This is a genomic window from Methanosarcina sp. 1.H.T.1A.1 (genome assembly GCF_000979295.1).
GTDB lineage: Archaea > Halobacteriota > Methanosarcinia > Methanosarcinales > Methanosarcinaceae > Methanosarcina.
In genome coordinates, this window is record NZ_JJQY01000093.1 from 1 (window position 1) to 22,162 (window position 22,162).

Annotated in this window: 19 protein-coding genes; 10 read left to right on the plus strand and 9 right to left on the minus strand. The window is 41.6% G+C overall.

Annotated features, from left to right (window positions below; genetic code table 11):
* The 3 genes from EO95_RS16760 to EO95_RS09510 form a co-directional block, all read right to left on the minus strand.
* Positions 1–767, minus strand: a 767-nt coding sequence (locus tag EO95_RS16760; RefSeq protein WP_200895027.1) for a restriction endonuclease subunit S, incomplete at its 3' end; no start/stop codon positions are given.
* Complete coding sequence (locus tag EO95_RS09505; RefSeq protein ID WP_048134208.1) at positions 760–2,268, minus strand: class I SAM-dependent DNA methyltransferase; 1,509 nt, start codon at positions 2,266–2,268, stop codon at positions 760–762. The genes EO95_RS16760 and EO95_RS09505, both read right to left, overlap by 8 nt.
* The gene (locus EO95_RS09510; protein ID WP_048134210.1) at positions 2,265–3,749 is read right to left on the minus strand and encodes a type I restriction-modification system subunit M; all 1,485 of its coding nucleotides are present in this window, start codon (positions 3,747–3,749) and stop codon (positions 2,265–2,267) included. Before EO95_RS09510 ends, EO95_RS09505 begins: the two co-directional genes overlap by 4 nt.
* 917 nt (positions 3,750–4,666) lie before the next feature.
* On the opposite strand from EO95_RS09510, the gene EO95_RS09515 reads away from it, so the two are divergent.
* The 4 genes from EO95_RS09515 (at position 4,667) to EO95_RS09535 (ending at position 7,534) form a co-directional block, all read left to right on the plus strand.
* The gene (locus tag EO95_RS09515; protein WP_048134212.1) at positions 4,667–4,906 is read left to right on the plus strand and encodes a hypothetical protein; all 240 of its coding nucleotides are present in this window, start codon (positions 4,667–4,669) and stop codon (positions 4,904–4,906) included.
* A gap of 426 nt (positions 4,907–5,332) precedes the next feature.
* A complete protein-coding gene (locus EO95_RS09520; RefSeq protein WP_048134214.1) occupies positions 5,333–5,623 on the plus strand; it encodes a hypothetical protein in 291 nt (96 codons plus the stop codon).
* Positions 5,624–6,055: 432 nt separating this feature from the next.
* The gene (locus EO95_RS09530) at positions 6,056–6,757 is read left to right on the plus strand and encodes a winged helix-turn-helix domain-containing protein (protein WP_235282949.1); all 702 of its coding nucleotides are present in this window, start codon (positions 6,056–6,058) and stop codon (positions 6,755–6,757) included.
* A 486-nt stretch (positions 6,758–7,243) separates the two neighbouring features.
* Positions 7,244–7,534: a hypothetical protein gene (locus tag EO95_RS09535; protein ID WP_048134220.1), complete on the plus strand. Its 291-nt coding sequence runs from the start codon at positions 7,244–7,246 to the stop codon at positions 7,532–7,534.
* A 270-nt stretch (positions 7,535–7,804) separates the two neighbouring features.
* On the opposite strand, the gene EO95_RS09540 is transcribed toward EO95_RS09535, so the two are convergent.
* Positions 7,805–9,061, minus strand: a complete 1,257-nt coding sequence (locus tag EO95_RS09540; RefSeq protein ID WP_048134223.1) for an RNA-guided endonuclease TnpB family protein — start codon at positions 9,059–9,061, stop codon at positions 7,805–7,807.
* A gap of 588 nt (positions 9,062–9,649) precedes the next feature.
* Here EO95_RS09540 and EO95_RS09545 point away from each other — a divergent pair.
* The 5 genes from EO95_RS09545 (at position 9,650) to EO95_RS09565 (ending at position 14,020) form a co-directional block, all read left to right on the plus strand.
* Positions 9,650–10,057, plus strand: a complete 408-nt coding sequence (locus EO95_RS09545) for a pyridoxamine 5'-phosphate oxidase family protein (RefSeq protein ID WP_048134225.1) — start codon at positions 9,650–9,652, stop codon at positions 10,055–10,057.
* 238 nt (positions 10,058–10,295) lie between these two features.
* Entirely contained in the window at positions 10,296–10,796 is a 501-nt protein-coding gene (locus tag EO95_RS09550) for a hypothetical protein (RefSeq protein ID WP_048134272.1), read from the plus strand.
* 46 nt (positions 10,797–10,842) lie between these two features.
* Positions 10,843–11,538, plus strand: a complete 696-nt coding sequence (locus EO95_RS09555) for a winged helix-turn-helix transcriptional regulator (RefSeq protein ID WP_235282950.1) — start codon at positions 10,843–10,845, stop codon at positions 11,536–11,538.
* Between the two features lie 279 nt (positions 11,539–11,817).
* Entirely contained in the window at positions 11,818–12,489 is a 672-nt protein-coding gene (locus EO95_RS09560) for a YIP1 family protein (RefSeq protein ID WP_048134229.1), read from the plus strand.
* Between the two features lie 748 nt (positions 12,490–13,237).
* Positions 13,238–14,020, plus strand: a complete 783-nt coding sequence (locus EO95_RS09565; RefSeq protein ID WP_235282951.1) for an ArsR family transcriptional regulator — start codon at positions 13,238–13,240, stop codon at positions 14,018–14,020.
* A gap of 109 nt (positions 14,021–14,129) precedes the next feature.
* On the opposite strand, the gene EO95_RS09570 is transcribed toward EO95_RS09565, so the two are convergent.
* Together EO95_RS09570 and EO95_RS09575 are read right to left on the minus strand one after the other, a co-directional pair.
* Positions 14,130–14,690, minus strand: coding sequence for a hypothetical protein (locus EO95_RS09570; protein ID WP_156164030.1), 561 nt, complete (start codon positions 14,688–14,690; stop codon positions 14,130–14,132).
* Between the two features lie 92 nt (positions 14,691–14,782).
* A complete protein-coding gene (locus EO95_RS09575; protein ID WP_156164031.1) occupies positions 14,783–16,183 on the minus strand; it encodes a hypothetical protein in 1,401 nt (466 codons plus the stop codon).
* Positions 16,184–17,157: 974 nt separating this feature from the next.
* On the opposite strand from EO95_RS09575, the gene EO95_RS09580 reads away from it, so the two are divergent.
* On the plus strand, positions 17,158–18,954 hold the full coding sequence (locus tag EO95_RS09580; RefSeq protein ID WP_052733555.1) for an SLC13 family permease: 1,797 nt from the start codon (positions 17,158–17,160) through the stop codon (positions 18,952–18,954).
* 260 nt (positions 18,955–19,214) lie between these two features.
* On the opposite strand, the gene EO95_RS09585 is transcribed toward EO95_RS09580, so the two are convergent.
* The 3 genes from EO95_RS09585 to ndk form a co-directional block, all read right to left on the minus strand.
* The gene (locus EO95_RS09585) at positions 19,215–19,619 is read right to left on the minus strand and encodes a 30S ribosomal protein S6e (RefSeq protein WP_048134235.1); all 405 of its coding nucleotides are present in this window, start codon (positions 19,617–19,619) and stop codon (positions 19,215–19,217) included.
* A gap of 144 nt (positions 19,620–19,763) precedes the next feature.
* The gene (gene infB / locus EO95_RS09590; RefSeq protein WP_048134237.1) at positions 19,764–21,539 is read right to left on the minus strand and encodes a translation initiation factor IF-2; all 1,776 of its coding nucleotides are present in this window, start codon (positions 21,537–21,539) and stop codon (positions 19,764–19,766) included.
* Positions 21,540–21,696: 157 nt separating this feature from the next.
* Positions 21,697–22,146, minus strand: coding sequence for a nucleoside-diphosphate kinase (gene ndk, locus EO95_RS09595; RefSeq protein WP_048134239.1), 450 nt, complete (start codon positions 22,144–22,146; stop codon positions 21,697–21,699).
* Between the last annotated feature and the right edge of the window lie 16 nt (positions 22,147–22,162).

The following is a 22,162-nucleotide window of genomic DNA, read 5'->3' on the forward strand; positions in this document are numbered from 1 at the left end:
AGACGGCATACGAGATAGGAGTCCGTCTCGTGGGCTCGGAGATGTGTATAAGAGACAGCACTTGCACTGTCTGTATATCCATAACGAATATCCTTTGAATAATCTCCAAGCTCAACAACTTCCCACTCCTCCGGAATCCTCCCCAGTTCACTATCTTTAAATCGGGTGTGCCCAATTCCTTTTGTCAGCAGTTCATTGAGGAGCTCCTGTTTGAGTTTTTCAGTTGTTTCTATGAGTTTTTCGGTTTTCTGGATGTTGTCTTCGATGGACCAGAGGATTTCTGAGATCTTTTTTTGTTTTTCAAGAGGTGGCAATATCATCTTGTAGCTTTCGATGTCTTTCCAGTTAAGAAATGGATTTGTAGAGCCGTGGGAATTATCTACTGTATGTTTCACGAAGGCTTCTGTTTGGATGATGAAGGGTAGTAAGGACTGAAGCAACTTTGTTTCATCGGCTTGCAATACGAAGGTCACATTCGAACAAATGCCTTCGAAATCGACTATGCCTCCTTTTCTCAGATAGGCACGCCTGCTTACATAGAGAACATGTCCGGGTTTGAACCTCATATGAAAAGCTGATCCAATTGTTTCCTCGTTTCCCTTTATCGGACTCGATTTTGTAATTCTAATTTGACCGCTATCAATATGGCCACCATTAATGAATCTATCAAATGTCCATTCATCACGATTTGGGAATCTATCCTTCACATGTTGAACAACTTCCCCAAACTTAACAAATTTCCAATCATCAGGAACGTTTTTATTCATTTTTTATGATCTCCTTTAAAATAGATTCAAGTTCTGCGATTGAACATTTAAGATGGTGACTGCTTTCTTTCCAGTTCTCGATGTAAGTTTCTATTGGAGTTTCAAGAAGCTCATTATCAATGTAGAGATTGTTATCAAAATACAGGCTTATGTTTAAATTGTATTCGTTTTCTCTTATTTTCGTGATGTCCACAACTTTTGCAAACCCGTCAACATCTTTATAATTTACATAAGCATTGTGAATTTTTTCAATGTGATCTGGTTCTAAAAAGCTCTGCGTTTTCTCTCTAGTTACATCTTCCTTAGCATCGATAAACAGAATTTTTCCCTTTTTATGAGGCTCTTTATTCATTTTACAAAAAACTAGACACGATTCCATTGCTGCATTGTAGAATAGATTCTCTCCAAGCCCTATAACACAGTCTACCAGATCGTCTTCAATAATTTTTGCTCTCATTTTTTGTTCACTGTCTCTTTCAAGAACTCCATGTGGATATAATATTCCACATCTGCCTGTATCTTCTTTCATTGAGCAGATTATGTGCTGGAAAAAGGCGTAGTCAGCACAGCCCTGGGGTGGTGTTCCATAGATGTTTCTGCCCCAGGGGTCTTTTGTCCAGCCGCTCTGGTTCCATTTTTTGATTGAATAGGGGGGATTGGCAATCACCATGTCAAACTGCTGAACCCTGTCGTTTTTGATAAAAGCCGGGTTTTCAAGAGTGTCACCTCTTGTAATGTGGAAATCACCTACATCGTGGATGAACATATTCATGCGGGCGATGGCTGAAGTTATGAGGTTGATTTCCTGGCCGTAGAGTTTTATATTGCGGTATTCTTCACCTCTTTTCTTTACCAGAAGTAGAGAGTTCAGAAGCATTCCGCCAGAGCCACAGGTTGGGTCGTAAATGGATTCTCCTGATTTGGGATTCATAATAAGAGCCATCAGCTCGACCACTGTTCTATTGGTGTAGAACTCAGCTGCGGTGTGGCCGCTGTCATCCGCGAATTTTTTAATAAGATATTCGTAGGCGTTTCCGAACTGATCCTGGGGGACGTTTTTGATGGTGAGTTTCAGGCTTGAAAAGTGTTCGAGCAGATCTATGAGGGTTTTGTCACTCAGGCGGTCTTTATTGGTCCAGTTCCCGTCTCCAAAGATACCCTCAAGTTTGTCAGGGTTGGCTTTTTCGATTTCACGCATCGCGTCCTGGATTGCTTTTCCGACATCAGTGGTAATTTCCCTTACATCCTTCCAGTGTGAGCCGTCTGGAACTATGAAGCGGTGATTTTCTGCAAACTGGGCGTATTCAAGATCTCCATCAGATTCCTTGAGAGTCTCTTCGAGTTCTTCATCATAGACATCGGAAATGCGTTTGAAAAACATCAACGAAAAAATGATATTTTTGTATTCGCCAGGGTCAACGCCTCCCCTGAGAAGAGTGGCTGCGCCCCACAGGTACTGCTCAAGTTCCTGCTGGCTTACATGAGAATTTGCTGGATTCATAGGACATTCACTTCTTTAAGTAACCGCTTCATTTTTTCTTCGGATTCCAGGAAGGCTTCGTAATCCGCTTTTAGCTGTTCAAGGGTGGCTTTCAGGTCGATTTCTTTCATGTCATGAACTTTTTTGACATAGAGTGGGATATTAAGGTTGAATTCGTTTTTCTGGATTTCTGAAAGCTCAACTACCTGAGATATATTTTCAATAACTCCGTAATTCTCATACCACTGAAGCACGGTTTCCGCATTCTCTGGCAGGAAAAAGTTCTGGCTTCTGCCCTTCTGGTACTGCTCTGACGCATCGATGAAAAGGACCCTGTTCTTTTTTTCATGGGTTTTCTTTGAACGGAAAACGAGAATACAGGCACTTATTCCGGTTCCGTAAAACAGGTTTGGCCCAAGTCCGATAACAGCTTCGAGCAGGTCTTTTTCAATCAAAACTTTTCTGATTGTTCCTTCGGTTCCCTGCCTGAAGAGGGCTCCGTGGGGCAGCACAATTGCCATTCTTCCGGTTTCAGGAGCCATTGAAGATATCATGTGCTGGACCCAGGCATAGTCCCCATTGCTTTTTGGAGGCGTGCCTGCAATGTTTCTGCCGTATGGATCTTGGGACCAGTTTTCATGTCCCCATTTCTCCAGTGAAAATGGAGGATTTGCGATCACGACATCGAATTGTTTAAGCCTGTCTCCTTCAAGAAAAGCAGGCTCTTTTAATGTATCGCCTCGAATAATCTGGAAGCTTTGAACCGCATGGAGAAACAGATTTATTCTTGAAATTGAGGAAGTTGTCAGGTTTTTTTCCTGGCCGTATAATTTTAATGTTCTTGCATCTCCTCCATTATTTTTAACATAATGATAGGACTCAAGAAGCATGCCACCTGAACCGCATGCAGGATCGTAAATTGTTTCTCCTTCCTGAGGTTTCAGAATACTGCCCATTAAATGTACTATTGGCCTTGGTGTATAGAATTCGCCGGCTTTCCTGTTAGTAAGATCTGCAAATTTTTTGATTAAGTATTCGTAAGCCTGGCCAAGCATATCAGGCTCGACGTTGGATTTTGAAAGTATTAGAGGGTTAAAGTGTTGAATAATATTAATCAGCAGCTCATCGGATAACCTTTCTTTGTTTGTCCAGTTCACATCTCCAAATATACCATAAAGCGTATCAGGATTTGATTTTTCAATTTCCCGGAAGGCATATTGAAGAGCCTGGCCAACGTTCTGAGTCGTTTCCAGAATGTCTTTCCAGTGAGCATTCTCAGGAATAATGAAGTCGTGGAATTCACTTAATCCAGCATATTCTTCATCACCTTCTGATTCCTCAAGTGCTTCGTTAAATTCTTCATCGTAAACATCAGAGATTCTTTTGAAAAAAAGTAAGGGAAATATGTAAGATTTAAAATCAGAAGCATCAACTGGGCCTCGCAGTATATTTGCAGCGCCCCAGAGAGATTGCTCTAATTCTGAAAGGGTCATCTTGTTCATTTTTCAAATTCTCCGCATTTCAAACGTCTGTAATGTAAAGTGAAGACAATTATATGTGTTTCGAAGTTAAGCGCTAAAATGGTTTTAAAAAGGGCTTATTGTATAAAAATCAATTAAGTCATTTAAAGCAGAGTAAAAACTGGCTGAAACTCTGTTAAAAAAGATTTTTAATCTAAAAGTAAGGGTCTGATTGAAGATCCAAGATCCATTTCCTGTGCTCAAGAATATCATCAGACTCCGATACATATCGGCCTGCCGCCCGAAAAATAAAAATTTTCTCTTAAAAATCCCGCCCGGAGGAAGTGAAATTCTGCTTTTTCTCTCCGGTTGTGCGGGAATCTGAAGGGGGCGACTAAAAATAAAATATAAGTCCTAAAAATCTCCCGCCACCGGAAAAGTTTCCAGCCTCACAAATTAGATTCAGGAGAAAACGGGGATTCTGAGGACTTTTTCGACTGGTATGCGGCAAAAAGAAGCCTTGATAATGGGATAAAAGGCTAAAGATTGTCCTGGGAATTGACGTATGATTTCAAAACCTCAAAATGAAAAACGGGTTCAAGCTCAGCAGCACCCACCCGCCCCTCGCAAGTTATATATACCATCCATAACAAATAGTAAGATTGTATAAAAGTCTCTAAATTGGAGCGTGTTTTTTCACATAAATGTTGCACCAGAAGATCAATATAACTGAACCTTCAGATGCATCTGTTGAAGTTTTCAGCTTTTTGTCTCGTTTTAAAAGCTTCAGAGAAGCTAGTTGCTATGCTGTAAAGCCGGGGAGACTATTTAATTTGAGCTGGTTGAAAACTGCCTTCAGTAAAAAGCAGAATCAAGTAAAAAACACAAACCAAAATAAAATAAAAACAAACTAAATATAAAACACCTTTAGCACTTTTATTTGCGAGGTTCGAAACAAAATGTCAGAAGAATCAGATGATCCAGACAGTAGTGATAGTAGCAGTCGTCAGAAAATGTTCACCGCAGCCGGAATGTTCCTGTGTGTAATACAGTTTGCCTTTTTCATGTACATGATATTAATGTTCATGGAAATGGACTTTGCCCAGGGCTTTAAGTTCATGCTGCTTGCATACTCCTCAGCATTCATTTATAAGAACATGGAGAACTCCGGGATAATCCGTATCGTGACCCGAAACTGATGACGGTGTAGGTTTAATTTCCAAATCCACACTTTTCTACACCTATCTGTTCTGAATTTTTTTATTTTTTTATTTTCCCTTCATTTATTTTTATTTTTATTCATTCAGTCATTCATTCATTCATTCATTCATTCATTCAGGCTTTTTTGTGATCTATTCGCAGGTGGGCCTTAATCCTGCACCAATCTAAAAAACGTATTCTGAAGATCAAGGACCCTGAGACAACGGAAGGAGCTCTATCCGATAAATTTTCAAGTTATTTGATTGTGATAAAATACTTAGATTTTTGAATCTTAGCCTTATGCTTCCGATATTCCCTGGATTCCAGAGGATGCAACTCATAATAAATAGAAAAAGAGATATAGGATCAATTTTTAGTATCAGCAACATTTTTAGTACTATCAACAATTCTTCTATGGGATAAACATGGACCTTACATTGCAGATTGATACCGATTACTCGCTGCAGGAAGTAAGCGAGGTTATTCGCTCAGCTCTGGAACATGAGAAACATCTTGCAAAATACAAGGTATATCGCTATTCCATGATCTGCGATGAATTTGAAGACCAGTACGACCTGATCTCCACGGAGTTCATACAAAAATTTGAAGCCGGTGAATATATAGACGACGACAAATATTTTGACTGGTATGCCGCAAAAAGAGGGCTTGACCACTGGAAGCAAAAACTGGCGGTCCTTGATGCTATCAGGTTCTAACTGGCAGAATGCCACTCGCTGCAAGAATCATACCCTTTCCGGCAGCTTTATTGTCCGAACCTGTAGAATATTTTATTCATTCTCCTCCTTTCATTTTCCTTCCTTTTTTCATTCTCCTTCTTTCATTTTCCGTCCTTGTTTCATTCTCCGTCTTTCATTTTCCTTCCTTTTTTCATTCTCCCCCTTTCATTTTCCGTCCTTGTTTCATATTCTTTCCATCTTTCATTTTCCTTCCTTTATCTATTTTTTTTGTACACCACTAGACGGTTGAAATTTTATAACAATGTATAAATAGCTGTTCTGCCATCTAGACATCATTGGTGTTTTATTTACGGTGTTTAGATGAAGGAGCAAGTCAAATTAATAGAGCTGGTCTTTTTATCTGAGAAAAGGAAGAAACTTCTTCTTTTTCTGAAAGATAAGCCAGGGAGTATGGCTGAGATTCAGAAACACCTTTCCGCAGGCCCTGTTTCAATCCTCCCTCAGATCAAAAAATTGAAGGAAGGTAATCTCGTTATACAGAAGGGGCATACCTATGAACTTTCTCCAATGGGAATTATAATCGCGGACAAAATGCCGCCTTTTCTGGACACCCTGGAAGTCCTGGAAGAAAATTTCGATTACTGGACGAAAAGGAACCTTGAAGGAATCCCTCCTTTTTTACGCAAAAGACTTTTTGAACTGAAGAACTGCAAACTCATCCGTCCGGAGGTGAGCCACATGTTCGAACTTAACCCTGAATTTGTAGAAAAACTTCATCTTTCCACGCATATTTTCGGTTTTGCTTCCTATTTCCACCCTTCTTTTACCACACTCTACCCGGAACTTGCAAAAAAAGGAGTGGAAATTTCTTTGATGTTTACAGAGCCAGTGTTCCGGAGGTTCAAAACGGATTACAGGGAAGAACTGTGCACTTTCCTGAATTTTGGAAACGTCAGGGTGTTTATCTTCCCGCAAGACCCTAAAATTGCAGACCTTACAGTGACAGATAGGTTTTTTCTGCTCACTCTTTTCCCAGGGGAGAAATTCTTTGAACACGAAAGCCTGATAAGTTCCGAACCTGAAGCCCTTAAATGGGGTACCGACCTTTTCTCGCACATGCTAAAGGAAGCAATCCAGGTAAAAGAGATTTGAATTTCGTATTCTGCAGCAATTATTGAAAATGTATTCGTCTAAATATGTAAACCTTCTAAACCGGTTCTGTTTTTAACCTGAATCCTTTAAATCTGTGATTTATCTGTTCTTATCAGCTCTCCTCCACCTTATTTAACTCCCCTCCACCTTATTTACCTCGCCCCAACCTTCTTTGTTACTTTATTCCTTATAACTTTTTTATATGGGAGTGCTTCTGATAGGGCTTGCTGTAAAGGAAAAAGAAACGGTAAAAAGAAATTCTGAAAAAACAAAAACGAAATTCTTCAAATAACAGGCACAAAGAAATGAAAGTACTTTTCAAATCACAGCACTTTAGTGCCAGAGAAAAGAAATAAGGTAGTTATGAAAATAAGCTCGTGAAATGGAAGGCATGAGAAAGAGATTTTTCAGGTAATAAACCTGTTTAATTGTTTATTTTCTAATTACTTTATATGAAATAGGAGACTATTCTTAATAGGGATAGACATGAGTTTCACACTTAATATAGAGACTGATTTCTCACCTCAGGAAGTATGTGAGGCTATCCGTTCGGCTCTTGAACATGAAAAGCATGTTGCAAAATACAAGGTCAAGCGGTATTCCATAATCTGTGAGGATTTTGAGGCAAAGTTCGGGTACAGCTCAAGTGAGCTCAGGGCAAGGTTCGAAGCCGGAAACATGGGAGATGAAAGTGATTTCTTCGACTGGTATGCGGCAAAAAGGGGATTCGACCACTGGAACAAAAGGCTTGAGATCCTTTCAGGGATTTCCCTGTGAAAAGCAGTTTTAAATTGATCTCTTTTTTAGGAAAGTTCTTCCTTCCTATTTCCAAAATGAGTGTTGAAACCGGAGTACTTTCGAGACCCGGAGTACTTCTCTACGGGATCGTGTTTTTATTTTTTATCTTTTGCTGTTGACCACACGATCGAGTTCAAGATGTCCCTCTTCTTTTGCAAACATGTACCCCATAGTCCGATTATGAGGCAGGAAGAATCTGGCTCTCCGGGCAATAGTTCCATCTACTTCCGATACTACGTGAACTACCCGTCATTGAAATGACGGGCATCCTGCTTCATGGCTCTCTCTTTTGAGAATAACTCCGCAGGCTCTACCCTCTGTTCCAGAGGTGATTAGATTATTAATTGCAAATTGTTTAATGTTGATGGCTGCATTAATATCTCTGTAATGGTTTGTATTACAAGAAGGACAAAACCATTCTCTATCCTTTAAAGTTAATTCAGAATTATGGTATCCGCAAACATGACAATTTTTAGAAGATGGTTCAAACATTCCAATCTTCAAAATTGTCTTGCCAAACCATTGAGCCTTATACTCCAACTTTGTTACAAAACTGTACCATGCAGAATCAGCCACAGCTTGAGCTAATTTGTGATTCTTAATCATACCTTTTATGTTTAAAGTTTCAATTGCAACTGCTTGGTTTTCGCGTATTAGTGACAATGAAACTTTATGCTGAAAATTATTTCTCTGGTTTGAAACTAATTGATGTTGTTTTGCAAGTTTCTTAACAGCTTTCTTCCGGTTTTGAGAACCTCTAACCTTTCTACTGACTCTTTTTTGTAGCATTTTAAGTTTCTTTATAGACTTTTTAAGAAACTTGGGGTTCTCAATTTTCTCCCCTGTAGATATGGCTGCAAATGTCTTGATACCAACATCAACACCTACCAGAGTTGATTCGGAATATTGTTGAGTTACCGGATAGTTATTCAGATCCTCGGTTAAGATGCTAATATGGTATCTTCCGGCTGATGTTCTGGAAACTGTAGCAGTTCTTAAAAATTCTGAATTAAGATCCTTCTCAACTATGATTTCGTTATTAATGGTAGTTGTTTTGATATGAGTTTCAAAGAATTCAGGTTCAAAAAAGGGTCTATGTATGTTGATTTTTATCCAGCCAATAATAGGTAGAAATACCTCAGACGTAGTTAAGTTAATTTTATAATGTTGAGGAACCTGGAAAGAGAAATGTTGTTTTTTCTTTAATTTCTCAGCTGGATAATCCCCCAATCCTTTAAAAAAACGCTGATAAGCAGTATCTAAGTTTTTGTTTGCCTGTTGCAAAGATTGAGAATTAACATTCTTCAACCAAGGATAAATATCTTTTAAGACAAGAATGTGCTTATCAAGTTCTGATCTTGAGATACTACATCCACACTGACTATATAAAATAGATTTAATATGAAGAAGTTTATTATAGAGAAAACGGACGCCGCCAAAATGCTGTTCAAGCACTTGCTTTTGGCCCTCTTCAGGATAAATCCTATATAAACTTCCTTTTCTCATATTTATCATGTATATAAAGGTTTTGAACTTATATTAAGCCAATAGTTATCGAAAAATGGTAAATGTACGGAAGTTGACGGCATTCATCCCGCCACTAAAGTAACAGGCATTCTGCCTTTGTTTTTCGTAAACCAATCTCCTCTCCTTGGAAAAGGAGATCCATTCAGACAGATACCTATAAATATTTTCCAATGATAATTTAATTTTTGTGGGAATTCAGACCTTTTAAAATAAATTTTTGTTTCCAGTCGCTTCAAATGGCTTTATTTTTTACGAATTTTAGAACAGTGTTCTTCTTTTGCACCTATATCCGATAACCAATTTCTTATAGAGCCGATCCCAAAACTCAAAATTTGCTTCTCTGAATCCAGTATTCCGAGTAATCAATCGAGTTTCAGATCACGAAAAACCATTCTAAAAATTTAATGATTTGAGAATAAAATTGGTTTTGGGATGAGCTCATATATTTGTCGCTCTTTAATTGTTTATAATCAATATATCTCCAACTCCTTACCTTACTATATATTTAATAGTAGAGTAAGAGTATATTATTCCAACAAAAACAGATCTAACGAAGGGGTGAATTGAATGGTCAAATTGAGCAGTGAAATGGTCGAAGATTTTGAAAAAATGAAGGTTTTTCCTTTTGCAACTGCCTCCGGAAACGGAGATCCGAACGTAATACCCATCGGCTTTTGTAAGCTCCAGGAAGACAGAGAAACTATCTGGATTGCAGACAACTACTTTTATAAGACCCGCCAGAACCTTGAAGAAAACCCGAGGGGTGCGATTTACGTATGGGGCCCTGAGGTTAAGGGGTGTTACCAGATAAAAGGGGACTTTGAGATAAAGACCGAAGGGGAAGACTACGAGAAGATGCATAAGATGGTCAAGAGCATGGGAGACAGGTTCCCTGCAAAAGCCCTTGCCGTCATGAAAATCACGGAAGTTTATGAGTGCAAATCCGGAGCAGGAGCCGGAAAGCAGCTCTTATAAAGTTTCTCATAATAGTTTATAACATTTACTATTTTATACTGACATCGAGGATGGATAAACGTCCTCACAAATTCTTCTTTTTTAAGAAATATTCCTGGAAAAAGGTATCATTATGCCTTTTTCCGGACATTTTATTAGTTTCGTAGCAATATATCATAAGAAGTGTAACATTGATTGTTCGATACTTTACAAAGAAACTATATATGCCTGGACTTCTTACCCACTTTTAGGTGACACTATGAAAACCTGGAAAGTATGTGTATTATGCATAATTACAGGGCTACTAGCTGTTCCTGCAGTTTCGGCCAAAGAGGAATGCGCGGTTAACTCTGGCACGGAAGACGCTCTGGCTTCTACCGTAAAAGATTACATTGTTAGCCCCTGGACAGAAAATATTCTTAGTACTGAAAATTCCGTTTCTTCTCTAAGGTCAACCCAGTACATAAGCCAGGGGCAGACTATAACTCACAATGTAAACGTAGGCTCAGGAGTAGATTATCTTGAAGTAGATTTGAATTGGGGAGATACAAGTGATTCTCTGACTCTTAGCATTTACACCCCATCAGGAAGCAAAATCGGAACTTACCGGGATAACTATGACGGAAGTGTGAACGGCAGGATACGCCTTAATATAGATCCCTCACAGGGATATGTGGTACAGGGAACATGGATATTCAAAGTCTACGGAGAATCGGTTAGTGGTACTGAAGATTACACGTTTAATGTTGCGCAGCATTAATTGCAGGAGAATCTATCTCCTTCTCTTTTTTTCTTTATTTTTAATAATGGCAGCCGAAGCTACGGAATATATCGTAAGCCCAGCACCAGGTGATGAATTTGGAGTATCCGTAGCCGGAGAGGATGTACAGATATTAGAAGATACCGTAATACCCTACTGGCAATTTTTGCTCTGGCTGGCTGTAATGAATATCTTGTCGGTAATGGATATACTGATCCTTCCTGTAAAGTTTCTTTTCGCAATACTCGGATTTCGATTGGTAGACCATTCAAACGCTGTTGGGGTTATGAAGAGAAAGAATATATATGCCTTTATAAAAGCCAATCCAGGGATCTGTGTTAGTAAGATTGCAAATTATATGGATCTGAACCGAGGGACTCTGCGCCATCATCTCAAGATTCTAGAAACGAAAAACATGATCGAAGCTCACAGTGATCGCGGAAAAGTCCTATACTTCCAGAATAATTCCACATACGGTGAAAATGAAAAGCTGGTTATCTCAGTCCTTCAAAATGAGATTACCCGAAAGATAATTTCGAAAATATTAAAGGAAGAATGCAACACCAATGGGGATCTTGCCCTTACAACAGGAATTTCCAAAAGTACAATTAGCTGGTATATGAAACAATTAAAGGAGTCAGATCTTATTGAAGAAAATAAGATGGGAAAGAGTATAATATACAATATAAATCCTGTTTATCGGGATACAATTGAAAAAACATATATGAAATTCTTTGAATAACGGGCTCAAATTTAGATTCCGAGCCCATAAAATACATTGGTGGACTGGCCATGAAAATAGGCCCTATTGAAGATGAAGAACTGGAGCGTTCACTTCCAGAAACATACTTGAAAATGATCCGCAGATTTGTGCTCTTATTATTGGGCTTGAGGATAATGAATTAAGTTATGGAATAAAACCTGAACTGGTAAAGTTAAATCTAAATACCTGATTAAGCATATTGAAGTTTTATAAATTTTATGACATTTACCAGATAAAATTTAAAATGGTGTAAAATATATGGATAATCTAAACCTAAATAAATTATTATTTGACCCGAATTCGTTTTTCAGGGAAAAACTAGGAAATGAAGTCAGTTTTAAGTATCCTCTATTGATAATACTTGTAATCGCTGTATTAACAATAAGTTCAAGTTTGCTGGTCATGAATAACCTTAAAGATTCGTTTTCTTCTGACATGGATTCATCTATATCTGCTTCAGTAATGTCAATCGGTATCATTGGAGGTGCCATCGGGGGTTTGATTGGAACATTTATTAGTTGGTTTGTACTGGCTGGAATCTTCTATTCAATATCCTATGTATTTGCTTCAAAGGGTTCTTTCAAGAGAACGTTAGAGTTTGTAGGTTATGGATTTGTGCCACAAATATTCAGCAGCGTGGTAAGTATTATTGCAATGTATTTCTTGTTATCTTCGGTTGATTTTTCCTCACAAGACTCACAATTTATGGCCCAGGGTATAGAGCAGATGTTCTCAAATAATCCCCTGTTTTATACCTCGCAAATAATTGCAATTTTATGTTTCATACTGTCTGCATACATCTGGATATTTGCACTCTTGCATGCCCGAAATATGTCATTTAAAAACGCCGCTATTACTGTAGGGATTCCAGCAGGCCTGTCTATTGTTATCCAGATATATTCATTCCTGTTTACTTCCGCAAGCCTGTAATTCTGTAGAAATAATCTTATCAGAAATGTTGGAAGCTAATCAGGAATGTTGTATCAAATCTGAGAGGGCATACACCTCGAGTTGGTTGAAATCAGCGCATGGGTGACAGGTTTCCTGAAAAAGCCCTCTCCATTACGGAGATCAAGAAGGTTATGAGTGTAAATCCAGAGCAGGAACCGGAAAGCAGCTTCTTTGAAAGCCTTTCAGACGAGATATAAAAAATTTATGATTTTGTCCTGTCCGGGAGGATGAAATTCCATCCTCACAATTTCTCTTTTTTTGAACAAATTTACTATACAAAGGCAGGCTGTGCCTTTTTTCAGATAATTCTGCATATTTTATGAAATACATATTAAAGGACTACATGAGAATGATTGTTTGATACTTTGGAGAGAAACTATATATGCTCGGGTTTCTTACCCCATATGTGACAGTATGAAAAGATGAAAAGTATCAATATTATGTATGGCTGCAGGCTTAGTATGTCTACAGGTTTACTGGTTGTACCTGCAGTCTCGGCAGAAGAGGAATTATTGCAAGTCCATTTCCTGAAGATTCTTCACTCCCTCCTTAAAAGGAATATGTGGCAATCTCCTGCCCGGCAGATTCCTCTAATGCCGAGTTTTAATTTTTTATTCTTCTGCCTGCTTATCGCATAATCTACGGGCAGACTAACTAACAATAACTCTCAAGCAGGAATACATAACTCAGGAAATTTAAAAGTTGAAAGCCTATGAGGAATCGGTCAGTGGAACCGAAGACTGAACGTTTAATATTTACAAGCTCTAAGCTTGAAAAAAAGCTTATCCTCTGTATATTCTTTTTTTTATTCACAACAACAGCCGGGGCTACGGAATATATTGTAAGCCCGGCTCCAAATGATGAATTTGGAGTATCCGTAGCTGGAGAAGACGTGCAGATATTAGAAGATACCGTAATACCCTACTGGCAGTTTCTGCTCTGGCTGGCCGTGATGAATGTCTTATCGGTAACAGACATACTGCTGTTACCTGCAAAGCTTATTTTTGCAATACTCGGATTTCGAGTGGTAGACTATTCAAATACTATTGGAGTTCTGAAGAGGAAAAACATATATGATTTTATCAAAACAAGGCCCGGGACCTACATAGGTGAGATTGCAAACAATATGGGCCTGAACCGGGGGACATTGCGCCACCATCTCCAAATTCTCGAAGCAGAAAATATGATCGAAGCTCAATGTTTGGGTGGAAAAGTCCGGTACTTCCAGAACAGCTCCACATACGACGAAAAAGAAAAACGTGTTATTTCAGCTCTTCAAAATGAGATGAACCGAAAGATAATTTCAAAGATATTAAAGGAAGAATGCAACACCAATGGAGACCTTGCTCTTACAACGGGAATTTCCAGATGTACGATTTCCTGGTATATGAAGCAATTAAAGGCTCTGGACCTGATTGAAGAAAATAAGATGGGAAGGAGTAAAATATACAGTATAAATCCTGTTTATCGGGATACAATTGAAAAAACGTATGTGAAGTTTTTTGAATAATCTACCTTTTTGCTTAAACCCTATTAATCCCCTGGGATTTACATTCCGACACCTTCCATAGAATAGGACACAAATTCAGTATTTCACTAAAAACTTCTCTCCACTTTTCTCATTGTCCGTTCCAGACCTGGACCACTTCTCGTGTGTCCATGTCAATCAACGCGGATACCGAATGATCCATCCATGTCACACTGATCAGGGTCTTTCTGGAATAGAACTTCTCCGCTGTCTCAGGTAGTATCCGTTTTACGGATGAAACTCCGTATGCATTCGTATCAGTACTCAGAGCGTTCGCGACACCATCACTTTGCATAGCCACGCCAATAGCTTCGGATCGGACAGATTCGGGAATGGCTTCAAGGAGATATCCAACCTGTATCAAGTCACCGTCACGGTATGTAAAATCATACAGGTCAGGATACCTGGAACCTGACGACTCAGCGATCGCATGTATACGGAGTTTGTCATTTTCTCTCGATGCGCTAAGTGTAACGTTATCGTATTCCATGCCAGGGTAGGGACTTATTTGCTGTTTGATCTTTGTCTCGATCATGGAACTCTCTGCCGGTGGTATACCCACCCATGTAATCTCATACCCGGAGGACGAATTTTCAGAGTCATTGATACATACAACACCAGCTATGAGGAACATTACGACCAATGCAGCCATGAACAATTTTGATAAATGGTCCATAAATGTCACCTGAAAAAAGGTCACCTGAAAAAGAAAGAACGGGCGTTACTACGCCCGTATCCGCTTGTTCATTCAACGGCCCCGATAGAAATCAAATAGTTGAACTGTTCCGTATTTGCCGGAAGTATGTCGAGCTTCCATTCTCCGATGGCACCTGGTGCCTCATAGGTCTCCGTGTAGACTTCAATAGCACCATGATAGATCCCTGCTCCATCCATTTCCCAGGGAGGGAAGTCAGATGCTCCAAGACTGACAGTACCGCTGTAGGTTGTTTTAACCAGATTCAGTTCGACCTCACCTGATTCACCTTCCAGTGCCAGGTCAAAGGATGCCTCATCTTTCTCGTTCTGACTGCCTGCACCCATCCACATACCATAATTGTGGTCATTGGATGACACTTCAATGGTAATGGGACCGTTGGTCCTGGTGGTGAACGTCTTTGTGTACGGTTCACTGGGCTGGGTCCACACCTCGAAATTCATTTGGACCTGACCGTCCCATTCACGTATAGATGGATCGTCAATGTTCAGATCAATAGCTCCGTTGTATCTGCCTTTTGCATCATCAGGAACTTCAAGATGCACCTTGACAACAGCCGTTTCACCTGCTTTTACGATGGAAGGGCCGGTAATAGTGATAGCATCATCATCAAATGCAGGACCTCCCGTGCCATATGGACCATAATACCTTTGGTTGTTCTCACTCATTTTCGGGTCGATAGCAATATCCCTGTCAGCTACGCTCTTGAGCTTGATTTCATAGTCATATTCATCCCCTGCCTTGACACGGTCATTGAGATATGGCGTCTGGATCTGGATCTTCGGAGGAGTCCAGACATCGACATAAAGATGCATGACATTGATATACTGGGGATAGGGTGTTGGATATGGTGTTGGCATCACATCATCGGTGAATGCGATATCAGTTCCATAGTTCCCGATATCAGCATCTTGTGGGATATTCACCTTAATGGTAAACTCCTGTTTAGCATCCGTTTCGATGTCTTTTCTGGCAGGTGTTACGGTGACCCAACTTTCTTCAAAGATATTCTCCATATACGGGGATAGCACAACCCTGGGTTCTACTGTAATGGTTTTATTGTCCTTGTTTGTGACAGTCACAGTGATTTCATCGCTACTTCCCGGTTTTAACTGGGTGTTTGAATGACGTGGATTGATCTTGAGTTTTGCAAAATCCGTATCTGGATTGAAACCAGCATCAGAGGTCACTGTTACCACCTCATCAACCATAATCATACCCGAGTTTGGAACTGGATGCGCTTCAACTTCAATTGCACTAACAGCGGGCATGAACGCTATGCTCACAAGCAGCATTGCAACAATTAGCTCGCCTATTCGTATTCCTTTGCTTTCTATCATTCTTAATTTTCTCCTTTCCTTCATATTTATCCTGTATGTCTCCCGAAAGCAAAGCCAGCGAACTTTAAGCACAGTTAAAGTTAAAGTCAACGCGGTTTTGCCTTAGGGAAAATATTCAGAAGATTCGGCTCTTCCGGGTAGATTGTTCTGAATCAAACTCAGTTTTTTCACAATGTTCAAACTCAATATGTTTGTGGACTTCTTATAATTGCTTTATACCCATTTCATCAAAATGAATATAGCCCAAATTAATTGGATATTTGATATAATATCTCAAAAAGTCTTCATATAGCACTGAAGTTATCACCTATATATGATTTCTGTCCAATGTATCAAAAAGATTTTAATATAAATAAATAATGTTAAACGATGAAAATATAACTTAAGTATCTTTTGTTATAGTTTGATGATCTGGATAGAAAACTTATATAGGACGTAGAAAAAGTAGTTTATTGAAAAATAGATAAGGGAGTTGAAATGAATAGCAGATGTTAATGCCACAGGCAACTCACTCCTTAACGTTGAGACGAACCGGGGCATCCGGTACATGATGTGAATTATAATTAATTTCGGGAAAACTTTGGAGATAACATGGTAGACAACCAGTAAAGCTACTTATTTTGTTTTTTCAATTATAGTCTACTTTCAGGGACTGCACTTGCAGATACTTACCACGCAAAAACGATTGAGTACGTTTTGATAATTACTATCATGAATCATATTTTCGGGCCAGTAACTCAACTTCAGGCAGTAATGGTGGAATAGAGGATTTTACATTAACCAACTCCACTCAGTTAAACAGCTCTACTCAAAACGATAGAGAAAATACTATCTTTCCAATAGAAGGCATCTTAACCCTGCTGGATACCGGATATTAGAGCAGGTATTTTTAAGCCCGGAAGGTACATACCCGTGAAAAAATTACCTGAAATATAAGGCGCAGCCTAATATAAGATAGAGAATATAATAATAACCAGGGATAGGCAGGGACAGCAGGTGGTCGGCTGCAATCCCGGAAGGTATCACTCAATGAGGGGGAGAGTGAACCGGAGGGTGGGCAAATTATGATGACGACTGATGCCTGGATTACCTTAGGGATTCTGGCAGTTGCTTTTGCACTGCTCTTATTCTCCAAACTGCCGGCGCACATAATTTTCCTGGGAGCCCTCACTGCTGCAATAACGCTCGGACTTGCCCCGGTAGAAGATTTATTGAAAGGCTTTTCCAATCAGGGTGTGTTGACCGTTGCCGTACTTTTCATGATTGCCGAGGGGATGTACTCCACCGGGGCTATCACCATGATTTCGGACCGCATTGTGGGAATTCCAAAATCGCTTCTCAGCGGCCAGCTCAAGATTCTTCCTCCCGTGGCATTAGGGAGTGCGTTTCTAAACAACACCCCGCTCGTTGCCATGATGATCCCTGTGATCCGCGACCTCTCAAGGAACACGGGCCTTGACTCCTCAAAAATCTACATCCCCTTAAGCTACGCATCCATACTCGGGGGCGCTTCCACTCTTATAGGCACCTCTTCAAACCTGATTATTGCAGGCCTCGTAATCGAACAGATCGCAAAAAATGATCCGGGAACCCCCGTGATGGAAAGGATCACCATCTTCGTTCCGACGGTTGTAGGGCTTCCTGCAGCTATCATCGGCATAGTCTTTCTCCTTTTCATCGGCACAAAACTTCTTCCGCGGCATGATGCAGGAAAAAAAGAGGAGATAAAAAGGCGCCTCTACAGGGCTGAGTTCTTCATCGATGTTGATTCCTACCTTGCAGGAAAGACCATCGAGAAAGCCGGCTTTTCTGCCTCGACGGGATATACCCTGAATGCGGTCCGGCGAGGAGAGAAGGAAAAGCCCCCGATAGAACCTGCCCTCGTGCTCAGGCAGGGGGATGTCCTGACCTTTACCACTGATGCCGAAGGGCTGCCTGCGCTCTGGGCAACCATAGGGCTTACCCCGCTCAACACGCTTTCCCCGATGAAGGGCGAGCGATACCGGCACCGTCTTGTAGAGGTAGTCGTATCTCCCCGGAGTTCAGCTGTCGGGCACAGCATTGAAGAACGCCGGGAGACCGGGAAACCTTACGAGGCAGCGATTGTGGCAATTTCCCGGGGAGGAGAGCCTCCGGCAGTTCCCCTCAGAAAAGTGCGGATCAGGCAGGGGGATAATGCCGTGCTTGAGGTCGAAGACTCGTTTTTCTACCACAACCGAAACGAAACCGAGTTTATTCTTATCAAGCGCCTGAGAGGCTACCGTGTAAAGAGGACGGACCGCGCTATCGCCGCAATTGTAATTACGGCGGCAATGGTTACATCGGCTGCACTCGGCCTGCTTACGATCCTCAACGCTGCGCTTCTGGCAACCTTTGCAATGCTTGCAACCGGGTGCATGAGCATAAGGAGAGCGACTAAGAGCATTGAATGGAACACGGTCGTGGTGCTCGGATGCGCTGTCGGGCTTGAGGCGGCGGTTACGGAAAGCGGGCTTGCAGACGTTATCGGCAGCCTGGTCTCGGCCTTTGGGGGCAACGACCCTTATGTGGCACTTACAGTTGTCTTCGTTAGCTGTGTCCTGATGACAAACATCATCACAAATGCCGCAGCAGCCGCCTTCATGTTCCCGATTGCGGTCTCAATTGCTGGGGACATAGGTAGCAGCTTCATGCCGTTCGCAGTTGCCCTTATGCTCGGGACGAGTTATTCGTTCCTCAACCCCGCCGGGTACCAGACCAACCTCATGGTCTTCGAGCCAGGAGGATACACTACAGGAGATTACATAAAAGTAGGACTGCCTCTCACAATTCTGGTGAGCCTGGTCGTAATCCTGCTAACCCCACTCATATACGAGTTCTGATATTGTTGTGATAGCTGAGATTTGGAAAAACTGGAGGAGTTGACTGAGAGTACTTTTCTTTTAAGTGCTTAAATTTATTCAGGAGGGGTAAAAGTGAGAACCAGACTATCACTATGTTTAATGCAAAAACTCAAAGTCTCTGAAATAAAATCAGTGAACTCGAAAAAATAAATAGTGATGCAAAAAGAATCTGAAATCAAAATCAATGAAAGAAAAAATCAAAGAGTATTTTAAATCCCGCCCGAAGGCGGAACTTGAAATCACTCTGCAGGGGCTTCTGCGGTTTCAAGGCCGAGAAGGGCTTTTATGGATTTGTCTCCATATTCAACGATCTTGGCGTTGATCTGGACGATGTCATGGGCAATTTCCTTGCCGCGCATCATCTTTCTCCTGCGCTGTCCCGGGTGTTTGGGGACATAGCCGACACCTACTGCCAGCAGAATTCTCTGTCTTCTGGGGCCTGGAAGGTCCGGTTTCATAACAAAACCGCTGCCGTCGCAGCCGCCAGTGATCTTGACTTTGTAGCCGGCGAGCCCGAAAAGGGCACCGTCAACAACTTCACCGATTGATTTTCCAATTAATGCGTTTGCTTCAGCGTCTTTAACGTCGATCTGGTAAGCACGCGCTTCTTTTGGGTCAGAAACTACAACTTTGAAATTTGCCATGTGAAATCCTCCTATCAGATTTATCTGTAATAATAATTCCTTTGCCTTGCCTTCATTATCAGAATATTTACCTGACTTTTTACCTGACTCTTTAATTAAATCCTTGCTGTATCCTGAATATGCTGCTGCCCTGCATATCAGCCGTTACTTTGCCCAGAAAGGATTATCTTTTCTTTTGAGTTCAAGGAAAATATCAAAAGTTTCCTTTTCATCGGTTGAAAGGGAATTGTAGATCTCGTGCTCCAGTACTTTGGCATGCCTTTCAGGCACGTTCATATAAAGCACGTCTCCTTCTTTGATCTGCCTGCCTACGGTTGCGCCGTCAATAGCCATTGCAACTTCTTTGCCTACCCTTGCAGAAGGAATATTTTCTCCATCGGACTGCAGACCCTTGATCTTGCCCACGACGTTTCCGTTTTCAAGCATGACATCTGCATTTGTCCGCACGACTCCTCCAAGAACCCTTACCCCGACTACGGCAGGTTTGCTCTGGCGGAACACGCATCCGGGAAGGATCTTAAACTTTCCGGGGCGAATAATCGTTTCGAAAATCTTCTTTTCAGCCAGTTCCTTCTGTTCCTTTACGTATTTCTGGTAATCTTCAACCAGACGGTAGATCACGTCGCTTGTGAGTACCTTTACAGTGCTTTCCTGCAGGAACTCTCTGGCATCAGGGTGAACCTTAACATTGAAACCTATAAGCACAGAATAGAGGGGGTCTTCAACTGTTGAAGCCTCAATCGCGTCCCTGTGAGAGATGTCTCCTACTTCAGCTTTCCTGATAAGGACTTCATCCTTCTGGAACTCGTGGACAAGGGCTTCAAGGGAGCCGAGGGTATCTGCTTTAATCAGAATTCCAACGGAGCCCGTATCAATCCTGACCTCATCGATCTCGGACTTTACCTGGGCTACAATTTCCTCAAGGGTTTCTTCCGTTGCTACCCTTATGGGAGCGCCCGCAAGTGCACCTTCCAGGCCGGGAGCAGAGATCTTCACACCAGCCGCAGCAGTGATCTTATTCACCTGCTGGAACTTACTCTCGTAACGGATTTCGGAAAGTTCCCTTGGCTTTAAAAGAGCCCTTACCTTTGTCTGGATCGGCTCGCCCAGGCTTCCGATAACAACCGTATCCCCTTTCTTTAATGTGCCATCGTAGAGAATAACGTCAAGGGTTGCTCCGAGACCTTTTTCTTCCTTTACCTCAAGGACGGTCCCGACTCCCGGGCCTGTGGCACTGTACTGCAGATTTGCCTCAAGGAATCTCTGAGCAAGGCCTAAAAGCACCATGAGGACATCAGGGATGCCTTCTCCAGTAAAAGCACTTACAGGGACTACACCCAGAGTGTTCTGGAAGTTCGTGACCCGGTCATAACGTTCTGCAGCAAAGCCCTGGTTATAGAGTTCACCTATTACCTCGTAGAGCTTTGTTTCAATCCGTGCCTGGACATCGCCAGACTGCTTTTTGAAAGTAGCTGCAAAAGGCATGTTCTTGTATGAAACCCAGCCGCCGACCCTATCGATCTTGTTGGCAACGACAACAAAAGGAGTTTTGAACCTTTTTAAGATCTGCAGGCTTTCGTAGGTCTGGGGTTTAAAGCCTTCGTTTATGTCAACAACAACAATAGCAAGATCGGCAAGGGCGCCTCCTCTGCTCCTGAGAGTTGTAAAGGCATGGTGTCCCGGAGTATCAATAAAAAGAAGCCCTGGCACCATGAAACGGTCCCTTAGCCTTGGGTCTCCGAGCTTGTCTACAATCACGTCTATAGGGACTTCGGTTGCTCCGATATGCTGGGTGATGGCCCCGGCTTCTCCACTGACAATTGCAGTACCCCTGATCTTGTCGAGCAGAGTGGTTTTCCCGTGATCGACGTGCCCCATCACGCAGACTATAGGAGTCCTAAGATTTTTCTTGTCGGTCATATACAAAACCTCTCTCATTCCCGCGTCTTATTTGCTGCAGGTCCAGAAGGGCCCGGGTTTCCCCGGAAGGACCCATTTTGCAGGTGCCTGATAAACAAAGGCTTGGAATCGTGCCCGAAAAAATCCATAGACACGAAAAGGCTTTGATGCACCTGCATTACTCGTACAGACAGACCTCATCGACTCTGGAATACTTCCCGATTTCGGAGTCCTTGAAGTGAATTGCAATTTCCCTTGCTGCAGCTTCGGGTGAATCGGAGGCGTGAACCACGTTCCTGCCTACATCCAGAGCAAAGTCTCCACGGATAGTTCCTGGAGCCGCATCAACAGGGTTTGTAGCCCCGTTTATTGCTCTCATAACCTTAACTGCATCCTTTCCGGCAACTACCATTGAGACGGAGGGACCGGAGGTAATGAACTCGATAAGGGAGGGGAAAAAGGGCCTTGCTGCGTGTTCGCCGTAGTGCTCTTTTGCAGTGGCTTCAGCAATGACGTTCATTCTGAGAGCGACAAGCTTTAAGCCTCTCTTTTCGATTTTGGAGATTACTTCTCCGACCAGACCGCGCTGGACTCCGTCAGGTTTCACCATAACGTATGTCTGTTCCATATGCACACCTTACTAT

Bases quoted from the DNA above. Each gene is read 5' to 3' on its own strand.
- EO95_RS09545 (WP_048134225.1), top strand. From the start codon at position 9,650: ATGGTCAAATTGAGCAGTGAAATGGTCGAAGATTTTGAAAAAATGAAG.
- EO95_RS09570 (WP_156164030.1), bottom strand. From the start codon at position 14,690: ATGGCTGCATTGGTCGTAATGTTCCTCATAGCTGGTGTTGTATGTATC.
- EO95_RS09540 (WP_048134223.1), bottom strand. From the start codon at position 9,061: ATGAGAAAAGGAAGTTTATATAGGATTTATCCTGAAGAGGGCCAAAAG.
- EO95_RS09585 (WP_048134235.1), bottom strand. From the start codon at position 19,619: ATGGCAAATTTCAAAGTTGTAGTTTCTGACCCAAAAGAAGCGCGTGCT.
- EO95_RS09515 (WP_048134212.1), top strand. From the start codon at position 4,667: ATGTCAGAAGAATCAGATGATCCAGACAGTAGTGATAGTAGCAGTCGT.
- EO95_RS09505 (WP_048134208.1), bottom strand. From the start codon at position 2,268: ATGAATCCAGCAAATTCTCATGTAAGCCAGCAGGAACTTGAGCAGTAC.
- EO95_RS09530 (WP_235282949.1), top strand. From the start codon at position 6,056: ATGGCTGAGATTCAGAAACACCTTTCCGCAGGCCCTGTTTCAATCCTC.
- EO95_RS09580 (WP_052733555.1), top strand. From the start codon at position 17,158: ATGATGACGACTGATGCCTGGATTACCTTAGGGATTCTGGCAGTTGCT.
- EO95_RS09535 (WP_048134220.1), top strand. From the start codon at position 7,244: ATGAGTTTCACACTTAATATAGAGACTGATTTCTCACCTCAGGAAGTA.
- EO95_RS09550 (WP_048134272.1), top strand. From the start codon at position 10,296: ATGAAAACCTGGAAAGTATGTGTATTATGCATAATTACAGGGCTACTA.
- infB (WP_048134237.1), bottom strand. From the start codon at position 21,539: ATGACCGACAAGAAAAATCTTAGGACTCCTATAGTCTGCGTGATGGGG.
- EO95_RS09520 (WP_048134214.1), top strand. From the start codon at position 5,333: ATGGACCTTACATTGCAGATTGATACCGATTACTCGCTGCAGGAAGTA.
- EO95_RS09560 (WP_048134229.1), top strand. From the start codon at position 11,818: ATGGATAATCTAAACCTAAATAAATTATTATTTGACCCGAATTCGTTT.
- EO95_RS09555 (WP_235282950.1), top strand. From the start codon at position 10,843: ATGGCAGCCGAAGCTACGGAATATATCGTAAGCCCAGCACCAGGTGAT.
- EO95_RS09510 (WP_048134210.1), bottom strand. From the start codon at position 3,749: ATGAACAAGATGACCCTTTCAGAATTAGAGCAATCTCTCTGGGGCGCT.
- ndk (WP_048134239.1), bottom strand. From the start codon at position 22,146: ATGGAACAGACATACGTTATGGTGAAACCTGACGGAGTCCAGCGCGGT.